The following is an 18,955-nucleotide window of genomic DNA, read 5'->3' as shown; positions in this document are numbered from 1 at the left end:
GCGAGCGGCACGCGCTGGTCATGCTCGAAGGGCTGGCCAGCCTGCGCGAGCTGCAAACCGTTTATGACAGCGAGGATTTTGAAAACCTGCTGGAAATGGCCCTTATCAAACGCTTTAACAGGTAAAACGCAATGGCAACGCTAACACAGTGCCTGACTGCCGCCTTGGTGCCCCGGTATTCCGGTGGGGCAGGCGCGGTGCCGGTGCATGCTGCAATGGCGCGGGCGGTGCTGTCTGTGCTGGTGGGGGCCGTGCAAGGCGGGGCTTCTCCGCTCAGCCCGGGGCGCGCGGGCGGGCGGGGTGTGGTGGCAGCCCTTATGGCCATGCCCCCAATGGCGCGGGCGCAAGGGGTTGGGCTGGCCGGGGCACAGGTGCCGGGTATGGTAGCACTCTCCCCCGGAATGTCCCCTCCTGCGGTGCAGCCATTAGGGCAGGTTGGCAAAAGCCAGCTCGCTTTAAGCGGATTTTTGCAAAAATTGTGGCAGGACCGCCCGGTATCACCCGCCCTGTGGCAGATGCCACAGCAATTTGTGGCACCAGATGGAGCGGTGCAGGCTATGGCAGCCCAGCAGGGTGGGGTCTCGCCCGGCATGGCCTTTACCGGGGCTGCGCCGCAGAGCACTGGTGTGCGGAGGGGTATTGTGTTGGTGGCTCCCCCCGAGCAGGCATTTTTGCTGTCCTCCGTCTCCCACCAGTCTTCCGTTCTAGTGCCTTATGGCGGAGGGGGGAGTGCCATGCGCGCTATTGCAGGCGGGTATGGGCAAAAGGTTTACGTGCCAGCCGGGCATGGCGCGGCCGTGCTGCTGGAGCATATGGTGGCCACACCGGCACAAAAGGGTGCGGCGCTTGGGGCTGTGCGCAGGCTGCACGGTGTTTACGGCACAATGCGCGCCATGCCGCACCATGCCGGGCTTATGGCAGGTGTTCTGCGCCATGCGGGTGTGTCTGGGCGGCAGGAGGGAGCTGCACAGGGGGTACTCCCCCCTGTGCCGGATTACCTGCATGCCACCAGCCGGGCCGTGGGGGTTGCCAGTATGGTGCTCCCCTTCACAGCTTCCGCCCCTGCGGTGCAGGCACAGATTACAGTCAACGCCCCAAACAGCACACCACAGGCTATTGGGAATGAGGTCGCCCACCGGATGAGCACACTGCGTATGCAGGCACGGCAGGCCAATATGGGGCAGTTCTAGGCTCTGGGCCGTTGAGCGGTGCAGGGGGCTGGCATGGTCTATCATACGGGCAGGAAACTGGTTTATGGTGCGCCCCATGCGTGTGGTACTGGCTTTTTTTGTATGGTGTTCTGTTGCTGTTCCCGCTTGGGCGGTGGAGGAACAATGCCAGGCATTCGGGGTGAATGCCCAGTTGCCGGCACTGACCAACCCCCGGCTGGAACGGGGGACAACCCTGCTGTGTAACCTTGGGTATGCGGCCCTTGTGTCCACCGTGTCACACGGGCCGTTATGGGCGGCGGAACACCTGCGGGCGAATGATCTGGCCGCTGCGGCTGACCTGCCGCGCAAGGGGCATTTTTATGCCGACCCGCGCTGGCCCGGTGGCGCCGCGCTGAGCGATTACAGGCGCACAAAACCTTATGACCGCGGGCACATGGCCCCCAGTGGGGACCAGCCAACCCTACAGGCCCAGCAGGAAACCTATGCCCTGTCCAACATTGTTCCCCAGGCCTCTGTGCTCAACAAGGGGATCTGGGCACGTATGGAGCACAAGGTGCGCCTGCTGGCCGAGCGCGAGGGCGAACTGTATGTGGTTACAGGCCCGGCTTTTCATTTACGCCCCATTGCCACGCAGGGGCATGACCATGTGTATGTGCCCAGCTCGGTATGGAAAGCCGTTTACTCCCCCACGCGGGGCAGGGCGGGGGTGTATGTGTGCAAAAACCGCCCCGTTCACCCTCATTGCGATCAGGTAAGTGTGCAGACCCTTATCCGCAATACGGGGGTGGACCCGTTCCCTGCCGTTCCTGCGCAGGTCAAGGCACAGGTGTGGCGTCTGCCCTCCCCCTGAATGTTGTGTGGCTCCCCCCCTTTGGGGCAGGGCGGGCAGGAGGGTTTGTAACGTGCAACAGGCGGCCCCAGTGGCCGCTTTTTTGTTGCGTTCACCCTTGCCGCCCATTTCTACGGCCTCGTACCTCGTGCCCTCCACAGGGCATGCACTGGCGCAGTCCTTTTCCCCTTTTGTTTTTGTCATTCTACAGGATGGAGTTTGCCATCATGCCCATGCTTCCCATCAGCCTGCCCCCCGTATGGGATGTGCCCGTGGCGGCGGGGGTGCCTGCCCTTCTGGGCCAGTCGGTTAAGGCGGGGGTTGCGGCCTCGGCCTCCACAGCCGTGGCAACCATGCTGAATGCCGCTGTTCTGGCGCAGGCCGAGCGGCAATGGGGTGTTTTTACGCCCGATAACAAACCGGTCTTAACATCGGGGCACGTGCGTGCGCTGGATGTGCAGAGCCAGTGCCGCATTGCCACCGCCCCGCTGGAGAACGGGTCTTTCCTGTCCTACAACAAGGTGCGCATGCCCGGCCTGTATGGGGTGGAAATGCTGTGTGATGGGTCCAGCATGGAACTGGGGAGTGCGAGTGTGCTGGGGGATCTGCTCAGCACGCTGGGTATGCCCGCCCTTTCTGCCGGGTTGCAGGCGCGTGCGCTGTTTGTGGCGGCGCTGGATGCGCTGGTGGCCGACCTTGGCCTTTACCACATTGTTATGCCCGAGGCGGTTTACGCCAATGTCAATGTAACCGGCTACCGGATCCGGCGTGATGTGCATGCAGGGGTAAGCATGCTGGTGGCCGAACTGGCCGTGCAGGAGGTGCGGCTGGGGGCCAGTGCAACATATGCGGGCACCGCCACCCCACAGGGGCAGGCCGTGCGGAACGGAGGGCACGTGCAGGCCCTTGCCTCCAGCACAAGTGTGGCGGGGTTTTTGTAATGGCGGTTGTTATTCCCCTGAGCGCGGTTGCCTACCAGAGCCTGCGCGTGCCGCTTTCGGGGCGGGCATGCAGGCTGGATGTGCAGCAGCGCAGCACCGGCCTGTACGCCGCCCTGTGGGTGGATGACAGCCCTGTACTGGCAGGCGTGCTGTGCCAGGACCGCACATGGCTTGTGCGCCAAAGTGCCACAACCTTGCCCGGAGATCTGGCCTTTGCAGATACGCAGGGCACGCAGGACCCCGATTACACCGGCCTTGGCAGCCGTTTTGTGCTTGTTTACGCGGAGAACACCAATGGCTGAGGCCGCACAGGGCAGCACGGTAGCTGCCGGGGGTACGCTGGGGGGGGCGCCGCCCGCCGCCTTGGCCAACCGGCAGGTGCGCGTGGTGTTTACTCTGGCGCAGGACGGGTTTGGCCCCGGCGGGGCAGAAACAATAACCCTGAGCGGCTACTGTGTGCACTGCCATATCATGAGCACAGGGCTGGAAAGCGGGATGAGCTGCGCCTTGCGGGTGGAAGGGCTGGCCCAGCCTCTGCTCAACCGCCTTTCGCTCATACAGGCGGGTATGGCAGCACAAACGCGTAATACGGTGACCATTATGGCAGGGAACAGTGCCGCGCAGGGCAGCCTGCCGGTTGTATTTTCTGGCGGCGTGGTCGAGGCTTTTGTGGATTACGCCAACAGCCCCGATGTGGCGTTTGAGGTCCGTGCCCTTTCAGGCGCATTGCCAGCGGCCGTGCCGGTTGCCCCTACCTCGTTCGGGGGGGATGTGCCGGTTGCTACGGTCATGCAGGCATTGGCCAGCAAGGCGGAACTGGGTTTTGCCAATTATGGCGTGCAGACCCTGCTGCGCGGAGGGGTGTACTACAAGGGGTCCGTGGCCGAGCAGGTGGATAGCTGTGCGCGCGCGGCCCGTATTTCCTACCAGATCGGGGTGGGGGTGCTGGCTATCTGGCCTGCGGGCATGGTGGCCGGGGCATATGGGCCAGTGCGCCCTGTTAGCGTGGCGACCGGGCTGGTGGGCTACCCCAGTTACAGCCAGTACGGTGTGGTGTTCCAGACCGTGTTCAACCCCGACATCCGGTTCAGGGATACGGTCAGCCTGCAAACCGGAACCGCCACGCAGGCCACGGCTGGGGGTGTTGCGGGTCTTGCCCCCACACAGGCCGGGCCTGCGCAGGCCAGCCAGATGCGCACCGGCGGCGGTACGCTGCCCACAGGCGGGTTATGGGTTGTGCAGAACGTGCGCCACGACCTGCAAACCGAACAGCCCGATGGGTCATGGTTCACAACAGTAGAGGCGGCAAGGCCAGACTTTGCCGGGCAGGCATTTGCAAGATAAACTGGTAGGCTCCCTGCGGGCCGAGGATGGAGCCAGTGCGTTTAACGCCACCAACGCGGCTATTCGGCGGGTGCTGGCCATGCTGGGGGCTACGGCTCTTGTGCAGGTACGGGCCGTGCGCGGAACAGGGCTGGAGCCGGTGGGCATGGTGGACGTGCAGCCCATGGTCCACCAGCAGGATGGGGCAGGCCGCACCACGCCGCACGGGCTGATCCACAACGTGCCTTACCTGCGCCTGCAAGGGGGCCGGCGTGCGCTGATCTGTGACCCGGCGGTGGGGGATATTGGGGCCATTATTGTTTGCGGGCGGGATATTGCCAGCGTCAAAAGCACCCGCCAGCCAGCAGCCCCCGGCTCCTACCGCCAGCATGATTACGCAGACTCCCTGTATATTGGCGGGTTTTTAAATGCTCCCCCGCAGGAATATGCCGGCTGGGTGGGGGAGGATTTTGTGCTGAATACCACAGGCCGTTTTGTAGTGAACGCCAGCCAATGCCAGATCAACTGTGCAGTACAGGTACAGGGTGGGCTGAGTGCGCAGGGGGATGTACAGGCCGGGCAGATCAGCCTGCAAAACCATACCCATGCAGGCGTGCAGCCCGGAGCGGGCAAAACGGGTGCCCCCCAATAAGGCGCATGTTCGCGCAATAGACACTGTTTTTTGTAACATGCCGCCCCGCTGGGCGGTTTTTTTTATTGGGGCGCCATGAACACGCTGCTGCTTGACCGGACCACATGGGACCTGCTGCCCGATGCCAGCGGCAATATGGCCGTGGCATCGGGATCGTATGCCATCTGCCAGAATGTTGCTTCTGCCATAAGGGTTTTTATGGGTGAATGTTACTACAACACCGCAACCGGCCTGCCTTACCGCCAGCATATTCTGGCCCACACGCAGGCTGCGCCCGTGTTCCGGATGCAGGCGGAACAGGCGGCCAGTGCCGTGGCCGGTGTGGCCGCCGCCCGGTGTGTGCTGACCGGCATTGCCGCTAACCGCCAGTTATCTGGCTATGTTCTTGTATCCACCACTTTGGGAGATGTGCAGCATGTCGGGTTCTAACACCGTGGGGACCACCGCCGTACCCGCCCCAACCATGACCGATGCAGGCTTTGTGGCTCCGGCGGAAAGCGATATTCTGGCCGGTATTCTTGATGACATGAACGCAGCTTTTGGCAATGTGCTCAATACCGACCTGTCCACCCCGCAGGGCCAGCTTGCCATGTCCCTTACCGCCATTGTGGGCGATGCGTATGACCAGATGCTTGCCCTGTTCAATGGTGTGGACCCCGCGCGGGCGGCAGGGCGTATGCAGGACGCCATTGGCAACCTGTATTTTATGACCCGCAAACCCGCTACGGCTACGGTGGTCACCTGCCAGTGCTCGGGTGCGGCAGGTACTGTTGTGCCACAGGGTACACTGGTGCAGGACGGGAGTGGCAACACCTATGCAGCCGATGGTGCCATAACGCTGGATGCCACGGGGTATGGGGTGGGTACGTTTTCGTGCACGGTTACGGGGGCGGTGGAATGCCCGCCGCTGAGCCTGGGCGTGTACCAGTCTGTTGTGGGGCTGACCAGTGTGAGCAACGCCGCAGCCGGGGTAGCCGGGCAGGCGGTGGAAGGGCGGCAGGCGTTTGAACTGCGCCGCCAGCAGACTGTAGCACGCAATGCCATGGGGCCGCTGGATGCGCTGGCGGGGGAGGTATTGTCCACCCCCGGTGTGACCGATGCCTATGTGAGCGAGAACAGTACGGCAAACCCTGTGACCACAGGCGGGGTAACGCTGCCCCCGCACAGCCTGTATGTGTGTGTCAATGGCGGGCTGGATACGGATGTGGCTCTGGCCATCATGCGTAAAAAAACACCCGGCTGCGCAAGTGTGGGCACAAGCAGTGTGGTTGTGGCGGACCCCAACGCAGCCTATGCCAAACATCCACAATATACCGTGCAGTTTACCCGCGCGCAGGCAACACCTGTTTATGTGGCGGTGGTGCTGGCGGGTGGGGCTTCGGTACCATCTACAGCGGTGGCGGATGTGCAGGCCGCTCTTGTGGCGGGGTTTGAAGGGGCTACGGGCACGCAGCGTGTGCCCATTGGTGGCACGGTTTACGCCAGCAATTTTTATTCCAGCGCCAGCAGTGTGGGGGACTGGGTTAAAATTGTTGGCATAACCGTGGGCCTTGCCGCCCAGCCAGTGGCCTCCACCGTGCAGGTCAATATTGATCAGATCCCTGTTGTTTCAGCCGCAACAATTGCTGTGCAGGTGCTCTGATGGAGGGCGTGCAGCAGACTTTTTTATCCCAGTATGCCAATGCGCCGCGTATGCAGGCACTGGTTGCTGGCTGGAACCAGATGCTCGACCCCGCCGCCCTGATTGACCAGTGGTACAGTCAGGTCTGGAACCTGCACACCGCACAGGGGTATGGGCTGGACGTATGGGGCCGCATTGTTGGGGTTTCCCGCGTGCTAAGCCTTTCTGCCCAGTCTTACCTCGGGTTTTATGAAGCCTCGGACCTGACGGAGGAAGGGTTTGCCAACGCACCATGGTACCGCGGGGTGGAGGCAACCAGCAATTACCGCCTGTCTGACGATGGTTACCGCCAGCTGATATACGCCCGTGCGCTGGCCAATATTTCCGGCGGGTCGGTGTTCGAGATCAACCAGATTCTGACAACGCTTTTTGCCGGGCAGGGCGACGCCTATGTGCGCGACAATAACGATATGAGCATGACCTACGTGTTCAGCTTTGTGCCTACTGCCGTGCAGGTCAGCATTATCCAGAACAGTGGCGTGTTGCCCCGGCCTGCGGGTGTTTCCGTATCCTACCAGATTCAGAGCAATTGATCATGAAAAGCACAGATGACCGCAAGCTGTTTGGCACGCCCATAGGGGGGGCAGCCGTTGCGGGCAATATTGCGGTTATTCCGCAAACACAGGCTACGGCGGGCGATGGCACGGCCTCGGTCGCACTTGGCTTCCCACCCGAAACCTTTATTGCCCGCGCAGCCGGGGGCGAACCACCCCGTGGGCAGGACATGAACGGCCTGCTCAACCTGCTCTCCAGCGCCATGCAGGTGTTGCAGGCAGGCTGGGTTGGGGCGTTTGATGCCGGTTTTGCCCAGTCCATTGGCGGGTACCCCGCCGGGGCCATTGTGGCGGGGGTCGTGCCCGGCACATTCTGGGTCAGCACGGTGGAGGCCAATGTTTCCACCCCCGGTGCGCAGGGGGCGGGCTGGCAATCCCTGTTCAATGGCTATGCCACACAGGCCTGGGCCAATGTGCAGTTTTTGCAACTGGCCCTTGCCACACTCCAGAAAGTTACAGGCCCGGTGGCCTTTGCCGGGCCAACAACAGTCCCTGATATAACAGCCTTTGCCGGGGGTGATGCGCTGAATGCCAAAACGGCAGAGGGACGCTACGTTAAATCCGCCCCTGCTGCCGGGCAGACCCGCATTACGGACCTGACGCAGAATACCGATGGGCGCGCCGTGTTTGGGAATGGCACCAATACTGGCGTACTGGCCAGTCTGGCAGATTTGCCTTTGTCCTCCCCCAGCTTGCAGATTCAGGAGTTTTCCGTAACGGGTGATAACAGCTCGGCTGTAACAACCACCTTCCCCGTGGCGTTCAAGGCGGGGACAGTTCCCAAAATATGGCTGCGGATCAATAACGAGCCCAACAGTAATGCCTGGACGCGTCTGGCACATATGCGTTTGGATGCGCAGTATAATGAAATAATAGACAATACCGGTTTTACATGGGGGGCAACGTATCTGGCATTTACCAGTAACGGTAATTCCGCTGCTCCGTTCACTCTATCTGTTTGCGCGATTGGAGAAAAACAGTGAGCATTCTGGATGACTTGAAAGCCACGTACCCCGCACGCTATTATGCCAGCATGGATAAACCCTGCGCATGGTACGACATGTGGAGCTGTGCCTCCATGGATGGCCTGCCCGCGGCCAGCGCCCTGTTTGCCATGACAGCAGAGCAATGGGCGGCAAAAGGGGGGAATAGCGGCACAAAGAGCATGGCGGTTATAAACGACCAGCTCGTGGATTACGCGCCCCCAACCGTTCCGGTGCCGCTGAAAACACAGGCGACAACCGCGCAGGCATGGATACAGCAGCAGGCCAATCTGGCATCGGCCATGGGTGAGGTCTTTACCGCGGATATGAAGGCGTATGTCCTTGCAGTGAACGCCATTGCCAGTGGTGCGGATACCACCAGCACGGCTCTGCCCGCACAACCAGCCAGTGTTATGGTGAGCAGTGCAGCCACCGCTACAGGCTGAACACCCCTCAATAGACACAACGATGCATAGCCGCCCTTTGAGGCGGTTTTTTTATGCCCGGATACAAAAAATGACCCCAACACAATGCGCGGCCCCCCGAGCAGTGGATGATGACCTGCGCGTGATCGTGGATAGCCACGCCCGCCGCCTTGATGGGCTGGAGGATGATGTTGATACACTCAAATCCGGCCAGTCCGCCATGATCGAGCGGCTTATTTCCATCGAGGCACAGGGGCAGGAGCGTGAGCGCAACCGGGCGGCCCAGGCGCAGGATATGCGCAACGCTCTGGCCAGCCTGACCCAGCAGCTGGCCGAGCAGACCGGTGCCCAGAAGAGGCAGAACCAGCTGGCCGAGGACAGCCTGCACAGGTGGCGAAAGCTGGCAGTTATAGCAGGGCTTTTATGCACAATCAGCGCGGCCATAGGCTCCACGCTTCTGTCTGATCAGGAGGTGGCCAGCACCATATGGGTGCATTGGCTGCACCTGCGCGAGCCGTGGGATATGCCGGTGCAGGAGGTCCCCCATGCCGGGCCTTGATCTGGCGCAGTTCAAGGCGCTGCTGGTGCGCCCGGTTCTGGGGCAACTGGGGTTGGGGGGGAGTGCGGCGCTCAACCTGCTGAGCGGCACGGCACTGGTAGAAAGCGGGCTTGTATGGCTCCAACAGAATGGTGGCGGTCCCGCTCTGGGCCTGTGGCAGATGGAGCCCGCAACGCATGATGACATATGGCGGAACTTTTTGCGCTTTCGCCCCGATCTGGCCAGTGCCGTGCGGCAGGTTGGGGGGGCTGGGGCCGGTGTGGGCAGTGCAGCACTGCTGGTGAGCAATCTGGCCTATGCCTGTGCCATGGCACGCATGGCCTATGTGCGAGCCCCTGCCCAACTGCCTGCGGCAACGGATTCCGCAGGGTTAAGCGCGTATCATAAACAATTTTATAATACACTGCTGGGTGCTGCGGATGCACAGCGGAATATGGCCCTGTTTGCCCGCGCTGTTGCCGCCTGAAAAAACTGTTCCGCACAGCCCCAAGCACAGCAAATGGCCCTGTACAGCCCCGTAAGGGGCATGGTTGTGCACCGGGTTGCTGCGTGGAGCCAGTAGGGATTTGTGCCCGTAATGAATCGGCAGGTTGGAAAAGGGGAGGATGGAAGAGGAAGAAAAAGAGGATGAAGGGTCAAGCGGGATAAGAGAAAATAATAATAAGTTCACAAAAAAACAGTTATTTTTCATGTTGTTGTATGGTCAATCGGTTGTTAAGAATTTTCCGTCCTGACCTTGCGGGCTGGATTGAGGCGAAAAACCATGACCTTGCGCTTACTAGAGGTGGACGTGCCCGCGTATTCCAACCAACGCCAGATGCGCGATATTGCCTGCAGGGTAGAGCCCGTGCGTGCGACGGAAGCGGGGTCGCATGTTCTGTCCATTTTTCAGGATAATGCCGAACTCGCGGGTATTCCCGTTGTGGATGAGTGCAACCGGCCCATAGGCATTGTGCAGCGGCGGGACTTTTTTTTGCGTCTGGGCCAGCGCTTTGGGTACGAGGTGTACGCCAACCGCCCGATCTCCCTGCTTATGGAGTGCGAACCCATACAGGTGGATGTGCATGAAAAAGTCTCCGACTTTGTTGCAACAATCCTGAATATCCGCTCACTCAACCAGATTAATGAATTCATCATAACCGAATGTGGCCAGTATTACGGGCTGGGTTCTGCACTCAGCCTTACGCGTTCCCTGCACGCACAGGCCATGGATACCATTAACGAGCTCAACAAGATTGCGGGCGAACTCCGGCAGGCCAACAAAACCATCATGCGCGATAAATCCTTTATTTCCGGTATAGTGGACAATATCCCCACCGCCATTCAGGTGCGGGATATTAAAACGGGTGACATCATTGTGCATAACAAGGCAGCGGAGGAATATGGCCTGCAAACCGCAGCCTCCTACGCGGGCATGCTCCTTGATGCCCCCCTGCAACTGGACGGTGAACTGGCCGAAGACCCGTTTTTGTACCAGCAGCCCGAAGCAGTGGAAGAAACACTGGTGGACCGCGAGGGCCGTGCGCGCGTTGTCTCCCGCCATGATCTGCTGATTGCGGATGATGACGGCAACATGCGCTGGAAGCTCTGCGTAGCTGACGATATTACCGAATACCGCGATGCCCAGCGCAGGATTGAACGCCTTGCCCATTACGACAGCCTGACCGGCCTGCCCAACCGCTATTATCTGGGCATCCGTCTGGGTGAGTTGTCGCAGGACCTGAGCAACCCGTTCGTGCTGCTTTACATAGACCTCGACTACTTCAAATCCATCAACGACATGTACGGCCATAGCGGGGGGGATGAACTGCTGATCGCCGCTGCAAACCGGCTAAAGGCCTGCTGCCGCGAGGAAGATTTTGTAGCCCGGCTGGGGGGCGATGAGTTTGCAGTGATCTGGCAGCACTGTGGCCCGCTGGACGAGATTGAATCCCGGCTGGAAGAACTGGTGGCAAGCCTGGGCCGCCCCTACATTATTCAGGGGGCGGAGGCCAAGTCCGGGGCCAGTATCGGGGCTGCGGGTTTTCCGCTTCAGGCGGGGGATGTCACAACCTTGCTGCAATATGCGGATATGGCACTCTACCGTGCCAAGGCTCTGGGCCGCTGCCAGCACAAGCTGTTTGATACAGACCTGAGCTATGAAATTCTGGAACGGGCCGAACTCGTTGCCGCCCTGCACCGGCTGGTGGAAGGTGATGGCCTGTTACTGCACTACCAGCCCATTTACGGCATTCACGCGCGCAAGGTGCAATCCTACGAGGCACTGGCCCGCTGGAACCACCCCGAACGCGGGATGATCCCGCCTGATGTGTTCATCCGTCTGGCGGAGGAAACAGGGCTGATCCACCAGTTGGGCGAGCGGATCCTGCATCTGGCCTGTAGCGAGGCACTGAACTGGCCTGCGCATATCAATGTCTCGGTCAATGTTTCCCCCCTTCAGTTAAAAAACAGAAAATTCCCTGAAATTGTCAAAAATGTTCTGGAAAAAACTGGCCTGAACGGTGCACGCCTTGAGGTGGAAATAACCGAAAGCGTGCTGATGGATGAATACGAGCATAAAAACGTTATTCTGAACGAGCTCAAGGCACTTGGCTGCAAGATCAGCATGGACGATTTTGGAACCGGCTATTCTTCACTCAGCTATTTGTGGAAGTTCTCGTTCGACAAGATCAAAATTGACCGCAGCTTCATTCAGGCCCTGCCAGACCCCACCGCCAAGGAAATCATACAGGCCATTCTGGGCATTGCCAGCATTCGCGCCATGACGGTTACGGTAGAGGGGGTGGAAACCGCAGCCCAGTTGCAGATGGTCAGCAACATGGGCTGCTCGGAGGCGCAGGGCTACTACCTTGGCCGCCCCCAGCAGCAGGCCATTGCTGGCACACGGGATACGGAAACGGCTCTGGTGTGGGAGTGAGCGGCCCCATTCAGGTCCGCTCCAGCTCCGGGGGTGTTGTCAGGACTGCTCGCGCCGGCTCCACGCGCCGGTCTGTTCCAAAAGCAGGACCGGGTTGGGTGTGCCATTGACCACCTGCTCGCTCTGCTGCCCGTCCACGCTGCGGGGGGCATCCCCCACCAGTGTTACGCGCTGGAGTTCCCGTTCCTCCTGACCAAAATCGGCAATGGCGCGGTGTTCGGTGGCGCGGTTGTCCCACATGGCAACGTCTCCGGCCTGCCAGTGCCAGGTTATGGTGTTTTCCGGCCGGGTGACATGCCCTTGCAAAATGCCAAGCAGAGCTTGTGAATCCGGCAGGTTAAACCCGACCAGCCGTTTGATGAACTGGCCCAGAAGCAGAACCTTCTCCCCCGTTTCAGGGTGTACGCGCACGACGGGGTGTTTGGCCTCAAACACGCGGGCGGCAAAAACATTGGCCTGCCACTGAATAAACTCCCAGTCGCGCTCGGCAATCAGGTCCGTGTGGTCATATTCGTTATTGGTGTGAATGGCCCAGAGCTTGTCGGCCAGTTCCTGCAGGGGTTGTGGCAGGGAACGGTACGCCGTGGCGGTGTTGGCCCACAGGGTTGACCCGCCGTAAGGGGCGGGGCGTATGCACCGCAGGATGGACGCCTTGGGGTAGGAGGCCATGAAGGTCATGTCGGCATGCCATGTGTTGGCAGCCCGGCCCTTGCGCGATTTAAGCTCAAAAATATGTTTTGTGCCCTGCGCGCTGGAAACCGTGGGGTGGGACACAAGCGTGCCAAACCGTGCGCCAAGGTCCTCCTGCTGTGCGCTGGTCAGTGACTGTTTGCGAAAGAAGATCACCTTGTGTTCCAGCATGGCGTTGTAAATGAACGCGATGCTGGCCTCGTCCAGATCGGGGGACAGGGTAATACCCCTGATTTCCGCACCAATTTGACCACCAAGCTTTGTAACGGTTGGTGATGCCGTTTTTTCTACCAGACCGAGAGACATTCGAGCATTCCTTAAAAAACAACACCAAAAAATGGTGGATTATGGGCGGCGGAAGGAGGACTTGTTCCAAAACGTCACTAATCTGTTGTTCTGGAACATATTTTTCTTTCAGGCACTGGGCATTCCCACAATGTTAAGCGTGGATTAAGGGGCGGGAAACCCCGTTTCTGACTCGCATTATGGCGGTATAATATCGTTGAATATACTAAATTCTAATTAACAACAACACGTGATAGTTTAATCTTGACGTTATGACGGAATTGTATCGTTATTTAAGAGTCGAATCATATTTAAACTTCCAAATGTAGTGGAAAACAGAATGCTCACCCTGCCTTCGAACCTGCGCCGTATTGTTCTGAATGTCTCGGTGACGTCCCTTGGTTGCGCCATGGTTGCTGGCACCGCACAGGCGCAGTTACAGACCCCCGCCAGCAAAAAAACCTCCCCCAACCATTCAGCGCTCGAAGCCGGGCAGGCGGAGGATGTAACCGTTAGCGTGCGCAGGCGTAGCGAACCGTTGCAGAAGGTGCCTGTGGCCACATCGGTCTATTCCGCCAAACAGGCCACGCGGGATAACGTGCATGACCTGCAGGGCATTTTTGAATTTATCCCTTCCGCCAACTTCCGGGCCAATTCCTCATCCAAGGACCGGGCAACCTTTGTGCGCGGCATAGGCACCATTGCGACCTCTCCGGGGGTGGAGCCGTCCGTATCCACCGTGCTGGACGGAGTGGTGCTGGCCCGGCCCGGGCAAGCCACGGCCGATATTCTGGATCTTGACCATGTAGAGGTCATGCGGGGGCCACAGGGCACGCTGTTTGGCAAAAACGCCTCTGCCGGGGCGGTCAACATTGTTACCCGGCAGCCTACGGCGGACTTTCATGCCTTTGCGGAGGCCTCCTATTTTTCGGGGAACGAATACCGGCTGACCGGGGGGGCTACGGGCACGCTTGTTCCGTCCAAGCTGGTTGCCAATGCATCTTTTCTGGTCGGTGGTTTTGACGGGAATGTTAAAAACCTGGCCAACAGCACCACGGTGAATGGCTACGAACACCGTGGTGCGCGCAGCAAGTTCCTCTGGACTCCGGATGAGGAAACACAGGTCACATTCGGGCTGGATTACATGTACCAGAACGATCTGGTGCCAACGGGGGTTTATACCTCCACCAATCAGGTGGCGTACCCTACGGGAGCGGTCAAAACCAACCCCGCACTGGCTTCGGCACTGGTGGGGGAGGGGGTTACACCTTCCAAGAACAACACCTCGGTCAGCAATAATACGCAAAGCCGCTCTGTGGACCATACTGGTGGTTTTTCTGCAACGGTCGATCGCGAACTTGGGCGTGGGTACAAGCTCACTTCCATTTCCGCCTACAGGCAGTGGCAGAATATTCAGGATCAGGATTACGATGGCCTGTCCGGCGTGTACGCCACCCTGCCCGAGGTGCGGGACCACGGTAAGCTGAACTTCTGGCAGGCATCGCAGGAAGTGCGCATTGCCTCCCCCCGTGGACATTTTTTTGATTATGTTGCCGGGTTTTACTACCTGCACGGGGTGGACCGGGAGGTCTATAGCCGCACCCTTTCGCAAAACGGGCAGGGCACGGCTTACGGCCAGTCGCATTATGGCATAACCAACAACAACTATGCCGTTTTTGCTGAAGGAAACCTGAACTTTACAAAAAACTTCCGGGCTATTCTGGGCCTGCGCCTGCTGCGTGACGATCTGGGGTATGACATGTCACGCAGGTCCACATCTGCCGTGGCGGTAACGGGTATCCGCCCGTCCTATGCGTCCTCCGGCTCCACGTCGCAAAATGGGTACGTGGACCGCATTGGCCTGCAATATGACATTAAGCCTGATATTCATGCCTATTTTACCTATTCGCATGGGTATAAGGGGCCTGCCTACAATACGTTTTTCAATATGCAGGCAACAGATGCGCAGGTGCTTAAACCCGAGCAGAACAACAGTTTTGAACTGGGGCTTAAATCCCAGTTCCTGCACCGGCGGGTTACGGCAAACCTTGCTGCATTTATTGAAAACTTCTCCAACTATCAGGCCAACTTTCTGGATAACGTAGCCGGTGGTGCGGTTTACCGCATGATCAATGCCGGGTCTGTCTCCTCCAAGGGGGTAGAAGGGGATGTGGCCGTGCGCACCCTGCCGGGGCTGACGCTGGGCGGCAATTTTGCCTACACCTACGCTGTGGTGGACAAGTTTAACTGCCCTGCTGGTGCCCCTGCATCGTGCAATGTTAACGGCCAGCCCCTGCCTTTTGCACCACGCTGGAAGTTTGTGCTGAATGCGGATTACACAAAAAGCCTGAACAACCGCTTCACCCTATCGGTGGACAGTGACTACACGTGGCAGAGCCGCACGCAGTTTGCCCTGACCGAAACGCCAGACACGGTGCAGAAGGCTTATGGCATATGGAACATGAGCACCACGTTGCAGGACAAAAAGCTCAAGCTCCAGCTTTCACTTGTCATGCGCAACGCCATTAACACGCATTATGCCTCTTACATGGCATATGGCGCACTGGGCGGTGTGACCAGCTCCATCCCGCGTGATTACGGCCGTTATGGTGGCTTTGTTCTGCGTAAGGATTTCTGAACATGGCAGGGAACGCACTCTCCCCCCGTCCTTCGCAGGTTTTGACCACCTTGCTGTTGTGCTCCATTATTGTGGTAGCCGCAGCAGACAGGCAGATTATTGCGCTGCTCAAGCCCGTTCTGGACCAGACATTTGGCTGGACGGCGCGCGATTACGCCAGCATTGCCGCATGGACGCAGGTTGCTGCGGCATGCAGCCTGCTGGCGGCGGGGTGGCTGGTGGACTGGGCCGGGCCAAAGCGCACACTGGGTGTAGCCCTGACAGGCTGGAGCCTGCTGACCGTACTGCACGCCTTTGCCTCCTCCGTGCGGGATTTTGTGCTGATCCGCGCGGGCCTTGGCGCGTTTGAGGGGGCAGGCACCCCGAGCATGATGAAGTTTATTGCGCTGGCTGTTCCACGCTCCCAGCGCGGCAAGGTTATTGGCATTCTCAACGCCACACCCAATGTGGCAGCGGTGCTGACCCCCCTGCTGGTTGCGCTGGTTCTGCCCCTGCTTGGCTGGCGCGCTCTTGTGGTGGGGCTTGGTGGGGTTGGGCTTGTGCTGGCCCTGTTCTGGCAGTTCCGGGGGCCGGTGGTCCTTGGCCCGGCCGGGCCGCAACAGGCGGATGGTGCCACCACGGCGCGGCTGCGGGACCCGGCGGTGCGCCGGGTTGTGGTGGCGTTTTCCATTAGCAAGGTGCTCTCGGATGCTACATGGTGGCTGTTGCTGAGCTGGCTGCCCGATATTTTTCATTCCCATTTTGGCCTGAGCATGCGGGGCATGAGCGGGGCATCGGGCACGGTTTATATTGGTGCGGGTATTGGGGCATTCTGCGGGGGTATTCTGCCGGGGCTTTTGCGCCCTTATGTGGGGTCGCAGGAGCAGGCGCGCCGTATTGTTATGGGCACGGCAGCCCTGTGCGTTGTTCCAATGATGTTTGTATTTTTCACAACGTCTCTGGCTGTTGGCCTGTTCCTGTTTACCGTGGCGCTTATGGCGCATCAGGTTTTTGCCAGTAACCTGTTTGGGGTGGTTACGGACTGGCTGCCAGCCAGCCTGGTTGGCCGGGCTACGGGTATTGGCGCGTTCTGCGGCAACCTTGGTGGGGCGTCCATTCTGTGGGCCAGCGGGTTTGTGCCCATGCCGGTTATTCTGGGTGGGTGCAGTCTGGCTTACGTGCTGGCATGGAGCGTGCTGCGCGTGCGGGTGGCCCCTGTGTGGCTGGAGAGCACCTTTTGCGAACCACATGGCGGGCGTGTGGCTCTGGCGGTATAAAACGCAAGACGGAATAAAGATTTTTCCATTTTTACCAAAAAAGGATCGTGTAATTCAATGAACTGGCAACCTTCCGCCACGCGGTATGAGCAGGCAGATTTCCGGCGTTGTGGGCATTCCGGGCTGGACCTGCCGCGTATTTCTCTTGGCCTGTGGCACAATTTTGGGGATACGGACGCCTTTGCAACCGGCCGCGTCACCATCCGCCGGGCGTTTGACCGGGGCGTGACGCATTTTGACCTCGCCAACAACTACGGCACGCCCTATGGCTCGGCAGAGGAAAACTTCGGGCGTATTCTGCAAAAAGACCTGCACCCCTACCGTGATGAACTGGTCATTTCCACCAAGGCGGGGTGGGATATGTGGCCCGGCCCCTATGGCAATGGCGGGTCACGCAAATATCTGCTCTCCTCCCTCAACCAGAGTTTGAAGCGCATGGGGGTGGACTATGTGGATATTTTTTATTCCCACCGCCCAACCCCCGATGTGCCGCTGGAGGAAACCATAGGCGCGCTCGTTCAGGCCTACAGGCAGGGCAAGGCGCTTTATGTGGGGATTTCCTCCTACGATGCCGCCAGCATGCGGGAGGCCGAGGCCATTCTGCGCTCTGCGGGGGTTCCCCTGCTTGTGCACCAGCCCGCATACTCGCTGCTGAACCGGGGCATAGAGGCCGAGCTTCTGCCCGCGCTGGAGGAGCTTGGGGTTGGGTGTGTTATTTTCTCCCCTCTGGCGCAAGGGGTGCTGACCCGCAAATATCTGGGGGGTATTCCTGCCGAATCCCGCGCGGCTACAAGCCGTTTTCTGGATCAGGCGGCCATAACCCCGCAGGTGCTCAAGGCCGTGCGCAGGCTGGATGAGCTGGCACAGGCCCGCGGGCAGAGCCTGGCGCAAATGGCTGTGGCATGGACGCTGCGCAACCCGGTTGTCACATCAGCCATTATCGGGGCCAGAAACGTGCAGCAACTGGACGAAACACTGGCCGCGCTGGAGAACCTGGCGTTCTCTGCCACAGAACTGGCCGCCATTGAGCAGGCTCTGGCTGGCGTATGATGCGGGCGGGTCAGGCCTGTTGTGTCTGGCCCGCAGCATGCCCTGTGTTTGTGGTTTTTACGGGGTGTGCGCCAGTGCCTGTTCCCACGGCGGAGTGGGGGTGTAGCACTGGCTCAGATAATCAATCATGGCGCGGATTTTAAGGGATACGCTAATCCCCGGTGCATAAACCGCGTGCAGGTCCGGCCCCGGTACGGGGGGCAGGTCCAGTGTGAGCGCACGCAGGCGGCCTGTGCGCAGCTCCTCGCTCACAACAAAAACCGGCTGGTACACAATGCCTTCACCCGCCAGTGCCGCTTCACGCAGGACATCGCCATTATTGGCGCTGAGCGGGCCGGAAACAGGCACCGTTTTTTCCCCTTTTTCCCCAAAGCTCCAGCGGCTGGCGCTGTTGGTGCCGCTTAGCGTGTAGCCAAGGCACTGGTGCTGGCTTAGCTCCTCCACCCGGGTGGGGGTGCCCGCACGCTCCAGGTATGCAGGGGCTGCGCACACCACCATGCGAATGGTGGCCAGCCTGCGGCTGCGCAGGGTGCTGGAGGGCATTTTGCGTATGCGCAGGGTCAGGTCCCAGCCTTCGTCTATCAGGTCCACGGTACGGTCGTTCAGCCCCAGTTCAACACTTACGTGCGGGTGCAGGCGGTTGAACTCGGGCAGGTAGGGGGCCACGTAGCGTATGGCAAAGGAGACAGGTGCATTCAGCCGCAGGTGGCCGCGGGCTTCGTGCCGCTGCTCGCTTACGGTAAGCTCCATGTCCTCCATGTCCGCCAGAATACGCTGGCTACCTTCCAGAAACAGGCGCCCTGCCTCGGTGAGCGAGAGGTGGCGCGTGCTGCGGCGGAACAGGGTTACGCCCAGCCGGTCTTCCAGCGTGGTGACATGCTTGGTCACCATGGTGGGGGAAAGGGCAAGTGCCCGCGCTGCCGCGCTAAAGCTGCCAAGCTGCACCACCTTAACGAAAACCTGCATACTGGTAAAACGGTCAAGCATGGGCCGCTCCTGT

The 18,955-nt window shown here is 59.8% G+C and carries 19 protein-coding genes; 17 read left to right on the top strand and 2 right to left on the bottom strand.

The features are described from left to right. The first annotated feature begins 131 nt into the window (after window positions 1-131). The 14 genes from LKE65_RS01645 (at window position 132) to LKE65_RS01580 (ending at window position 12,036) form a co-directional block, all read left to right on the top strand. Entirely contained in the window at window positions 132-1,190 is a 1,059-nt protein-coding gene (locus LKE65_RS01645) for a hypothetical protein (protein ID WP_278740216.1), read from the top strand. Window positions 1,191-1,254: 64 nt separating this feature from the next. Then, window positions 1,255-2,022: a DNA/RNA non-specific endonuclease gene (locus LKE65_RS01640; protein ID WP_278740215.1), complete on the top strand. Its 768-nt coding sequence runs from the start codon at window positions 1,255-1,257 to the stop codon at window positions 2,020-2,022. 206 nt (window positions 2,023-2,228) lie between these two features. After that, complete coding sequence (locus LKE65_RS01635) at window positions 2,229-2,942, top strand: hypothetical protein (RefSeq protein WP_253530533.1); 714 nt, start codon at window positions 2,229-2,231, stop codon at window positions 2,940-2,942. Beyond that, window positions 2,942-3,244, top strand: coding sequence for a phage baseplate plug family protein (locus LKE65_RS01630; protein WP_253530530.1), 303 nt, complete (start codon window positions 2,942-2,944; stop codon window positions 3,242-3,244). The genes LKE65_RS01635 and LKE65_RS01630 overlap by 1 nt, the downstream gene beginning before the upstream one ends. Next, window positions 3,237-4,286: a baseplate hub protein gene (locus LKE65_RS01625; protein ID WP_278740214.1), complete on the top strand. Its 1,050-nt coding sequence runs from the start codon at window positions 3,237-3,239 to the stop codon at window positions 4,284-4,286. The genes LKE65_RS01630 and LKE65_RS01625 overlap by 8 nt, the downstream gene beginning before the upstream one ends. Further along, window positions 4,276-4,917, top strand: a complete 642-nt coding sequence (locus tag LKE65_RS01620) for a Gp138 family membrane-puncturing spike protein (protein ID WP_278740213.1) — start codon at window positions 4,276-4,278, stop codon at window positions 4,915-4,917. The genes LKE65_RS01625 and LKE65_RS01620 overlap by 11 nt, the downstream gene beginning before the upstream one ends. A 75-nt stretch (window positions 4,918-4,992) precedes the next feature. Continuing rightward, complete coding sequence (locus tag LKE65_RS01615; protein ID WP_253530523.1) at window positions 4,993-5,346, top strand: hypothetical protein; 354 nt, start codon at window positions 4,993-4,995, stop codon at window positions 5,344-5,346. Further along, a complete protein-coding gene (locus LKE65_RS01610) occupies window positions 5,324-6,559 on the top strand; it encodes a baseplate J/gp47 family protein (RefSeq protein WP_434734877.1) in 1,236 nt (411 codons plus the stop codon). The genes LKE65_RS01615 and LKE65_RS01610 overlap by 23 nt, the downstream gene beginning before the upstream one ends. Then, window positions 6,559-7,131 (top strand): DUF2612 domain-containing protein, encoded by a 573-nt coding sequence (locus LKE65_RS01605; RefSeq protein WP_166115874.1) that lies wholly within the window; start codon window positions 6,559-6,561, stop codon window positions 7,129-7,131. The genes LKE65_RS01610 and LKE65_RS01605 overlap by 1 nt, the downstream gene beginning before the upstream one ends. Before the next feature lie 2 nt (window positions 7,132-7,133). Next, window positions 7,134-8,135, top strand: coding sequence for a hypothetical protein (locus LKE65_RS01600; RefSeq protein ID WP_278740208.1), 1,002 nt, complete (start codon window positions 7,134-7,136; stop codon window positions 8,133-8,135). Beyond that, window positions 8,132-8,581 (top strand): hypothetical protein, encoded by a 450-nt coding sequence (locus LKE65_RS01595; RefSeq protein WP_278740206.1) that lies wholly within the window; start codon window positions 8,132-8,134, stop codon window positions 8,579-8,581. Before LKE65_RS01600 ends, LKE65_RS01595 begins: the two co-directional genes overlap by 4 nt. A 70-nt stretch (window positions 8,582-8,651) precedes the next feature. Then, window positions 8,652-9,119 carry a hypothetical protein gene (locus tag LKE65_RS01590; protein WP_253530480.1) on the top strand — a complete coding sequence of 156 codons (468 nt, stop codon included), beginning with the start codon at window positions 8,652-8,654 and terminating at the stop codon, window positions 9,117-9,119. Next, on the top strand, window positions 9,106-9,585 hold the full coding sequence (locus LKE65_RS01585; RefSeq protein WP_278740201.1) for a hypothetical protein: 480 nt from the start codon (window positions 9,106-9,108) through the stop codon (window positions 9,583-9,585). Before LKE65_RS01590 ends, LKE65_RS01585 begins: the two co-directional genes overlap by 14 nt. 297 nt (window positions 9,586-9,882) lie before the next feature. Continuing rightward, a complete protein-coding gene (locus LKE65_RS01580; RefSeq protein WP_095350110.1) occupies window positions 9,883-12,036 on the top strand; it encodes an EAL domain-containing protein in 2,154 nt (717 codons plus the stop codon). A gap of 39 nt (window positions 12,037-12,075) precedes the next feature. On the opposite strand, the gene LKE65_RS01575 is transcribed toward LKE65_RS01580, so the two are convergent. Next, a complete protein-coding gene (locus LKE65_RS01575) occupies window positions 12,076-13,032 on the bottom strand; it encodes a TauD/TfdA dioxygenase family protein (RefSeq protein ID WP_278740200.1) in 957 nt (318 codons plus the stop codon). Between the two features lie 319 nt (window positions 13,033-13,351). Here LKE65_RS01575 and LKE65_RS01570 point away from each other — a divergent pair, with 319 nt between their 5' ends. Genes LKE65_RS01570 through LKE65_RS01560 form a run of 3 tightly spaced genes read left to right on the top strand, consistent with a single transcriptional unit; the run spans window position 13,352 to window position 17,955 of the window. Continuing rightward, window positions 13,352-15,649: a TonB-dependent receptor gene (locus LKE65_RS01570; RefSeq protein ID WP_233129204.1), complete on the top strand. Its 2,298-nt coding sequence runs from the start codon at window positions 13,352-13,354 to the stop codon at window positions 15,647-15,649. A gap of 2 nt (window positions 15,650-15,651) precedes the next feature. Further along, window positions 15,652-16,905: an MFS transporter gene (locus LKE65_RS01565; protein ID WP_165926383.1), complete on the top strand. Its 1,254-nt coding sequence runs from the start codon at window positions 15,652-15,654 to the stop codon at window positions 16,903-16,905. 57 nt (window positions 16,906-16,962) lie between these two features. Further along, window positions 16,963-17,955: an aldo/keto reductase gene (locus tag LKE65_RS01560; protein ID WP_278740198.1), complete on the top strand. Its 993-nt coding sequence runs from the start codon at window positions 16,963-16,965 to the stop codon at window positions 17,953-17,955. Between the two features lie 57 nt (window positions 17,956-18,012). Here the strand turns inward: LKE65_RS01560 and LKE65_RS01555 are convergent, their stop codons facing one another. Next, on the bottom strand, window positions 18,013-18,942 hold the full coding sequence (locus LKE65_RS01555) for a substrate binding domain-containing protein (RefSeq protein WP_086647270.1): 930 nt from the start codon (window positions 18,940-18,942) through the stop codon (window positions 18,013-18,015). Between the last annotated feature and the right edge of the window lie 13 nt (window positions 18,943-18,955).

Source organism: Acetobacter fabarum (assembly GCF_022483405.1).
GTDB lineage: Bacteria > Pseudomonadota > Alphaproteobacteria > Acetobacterales > Acetobacteraceae > Acetobacter > Acetobacter fabarum.
Note: the sequence above shows the minus strand (reverse complement) of the source record. Positions and strands in the feature narration are given on the sequence as shown.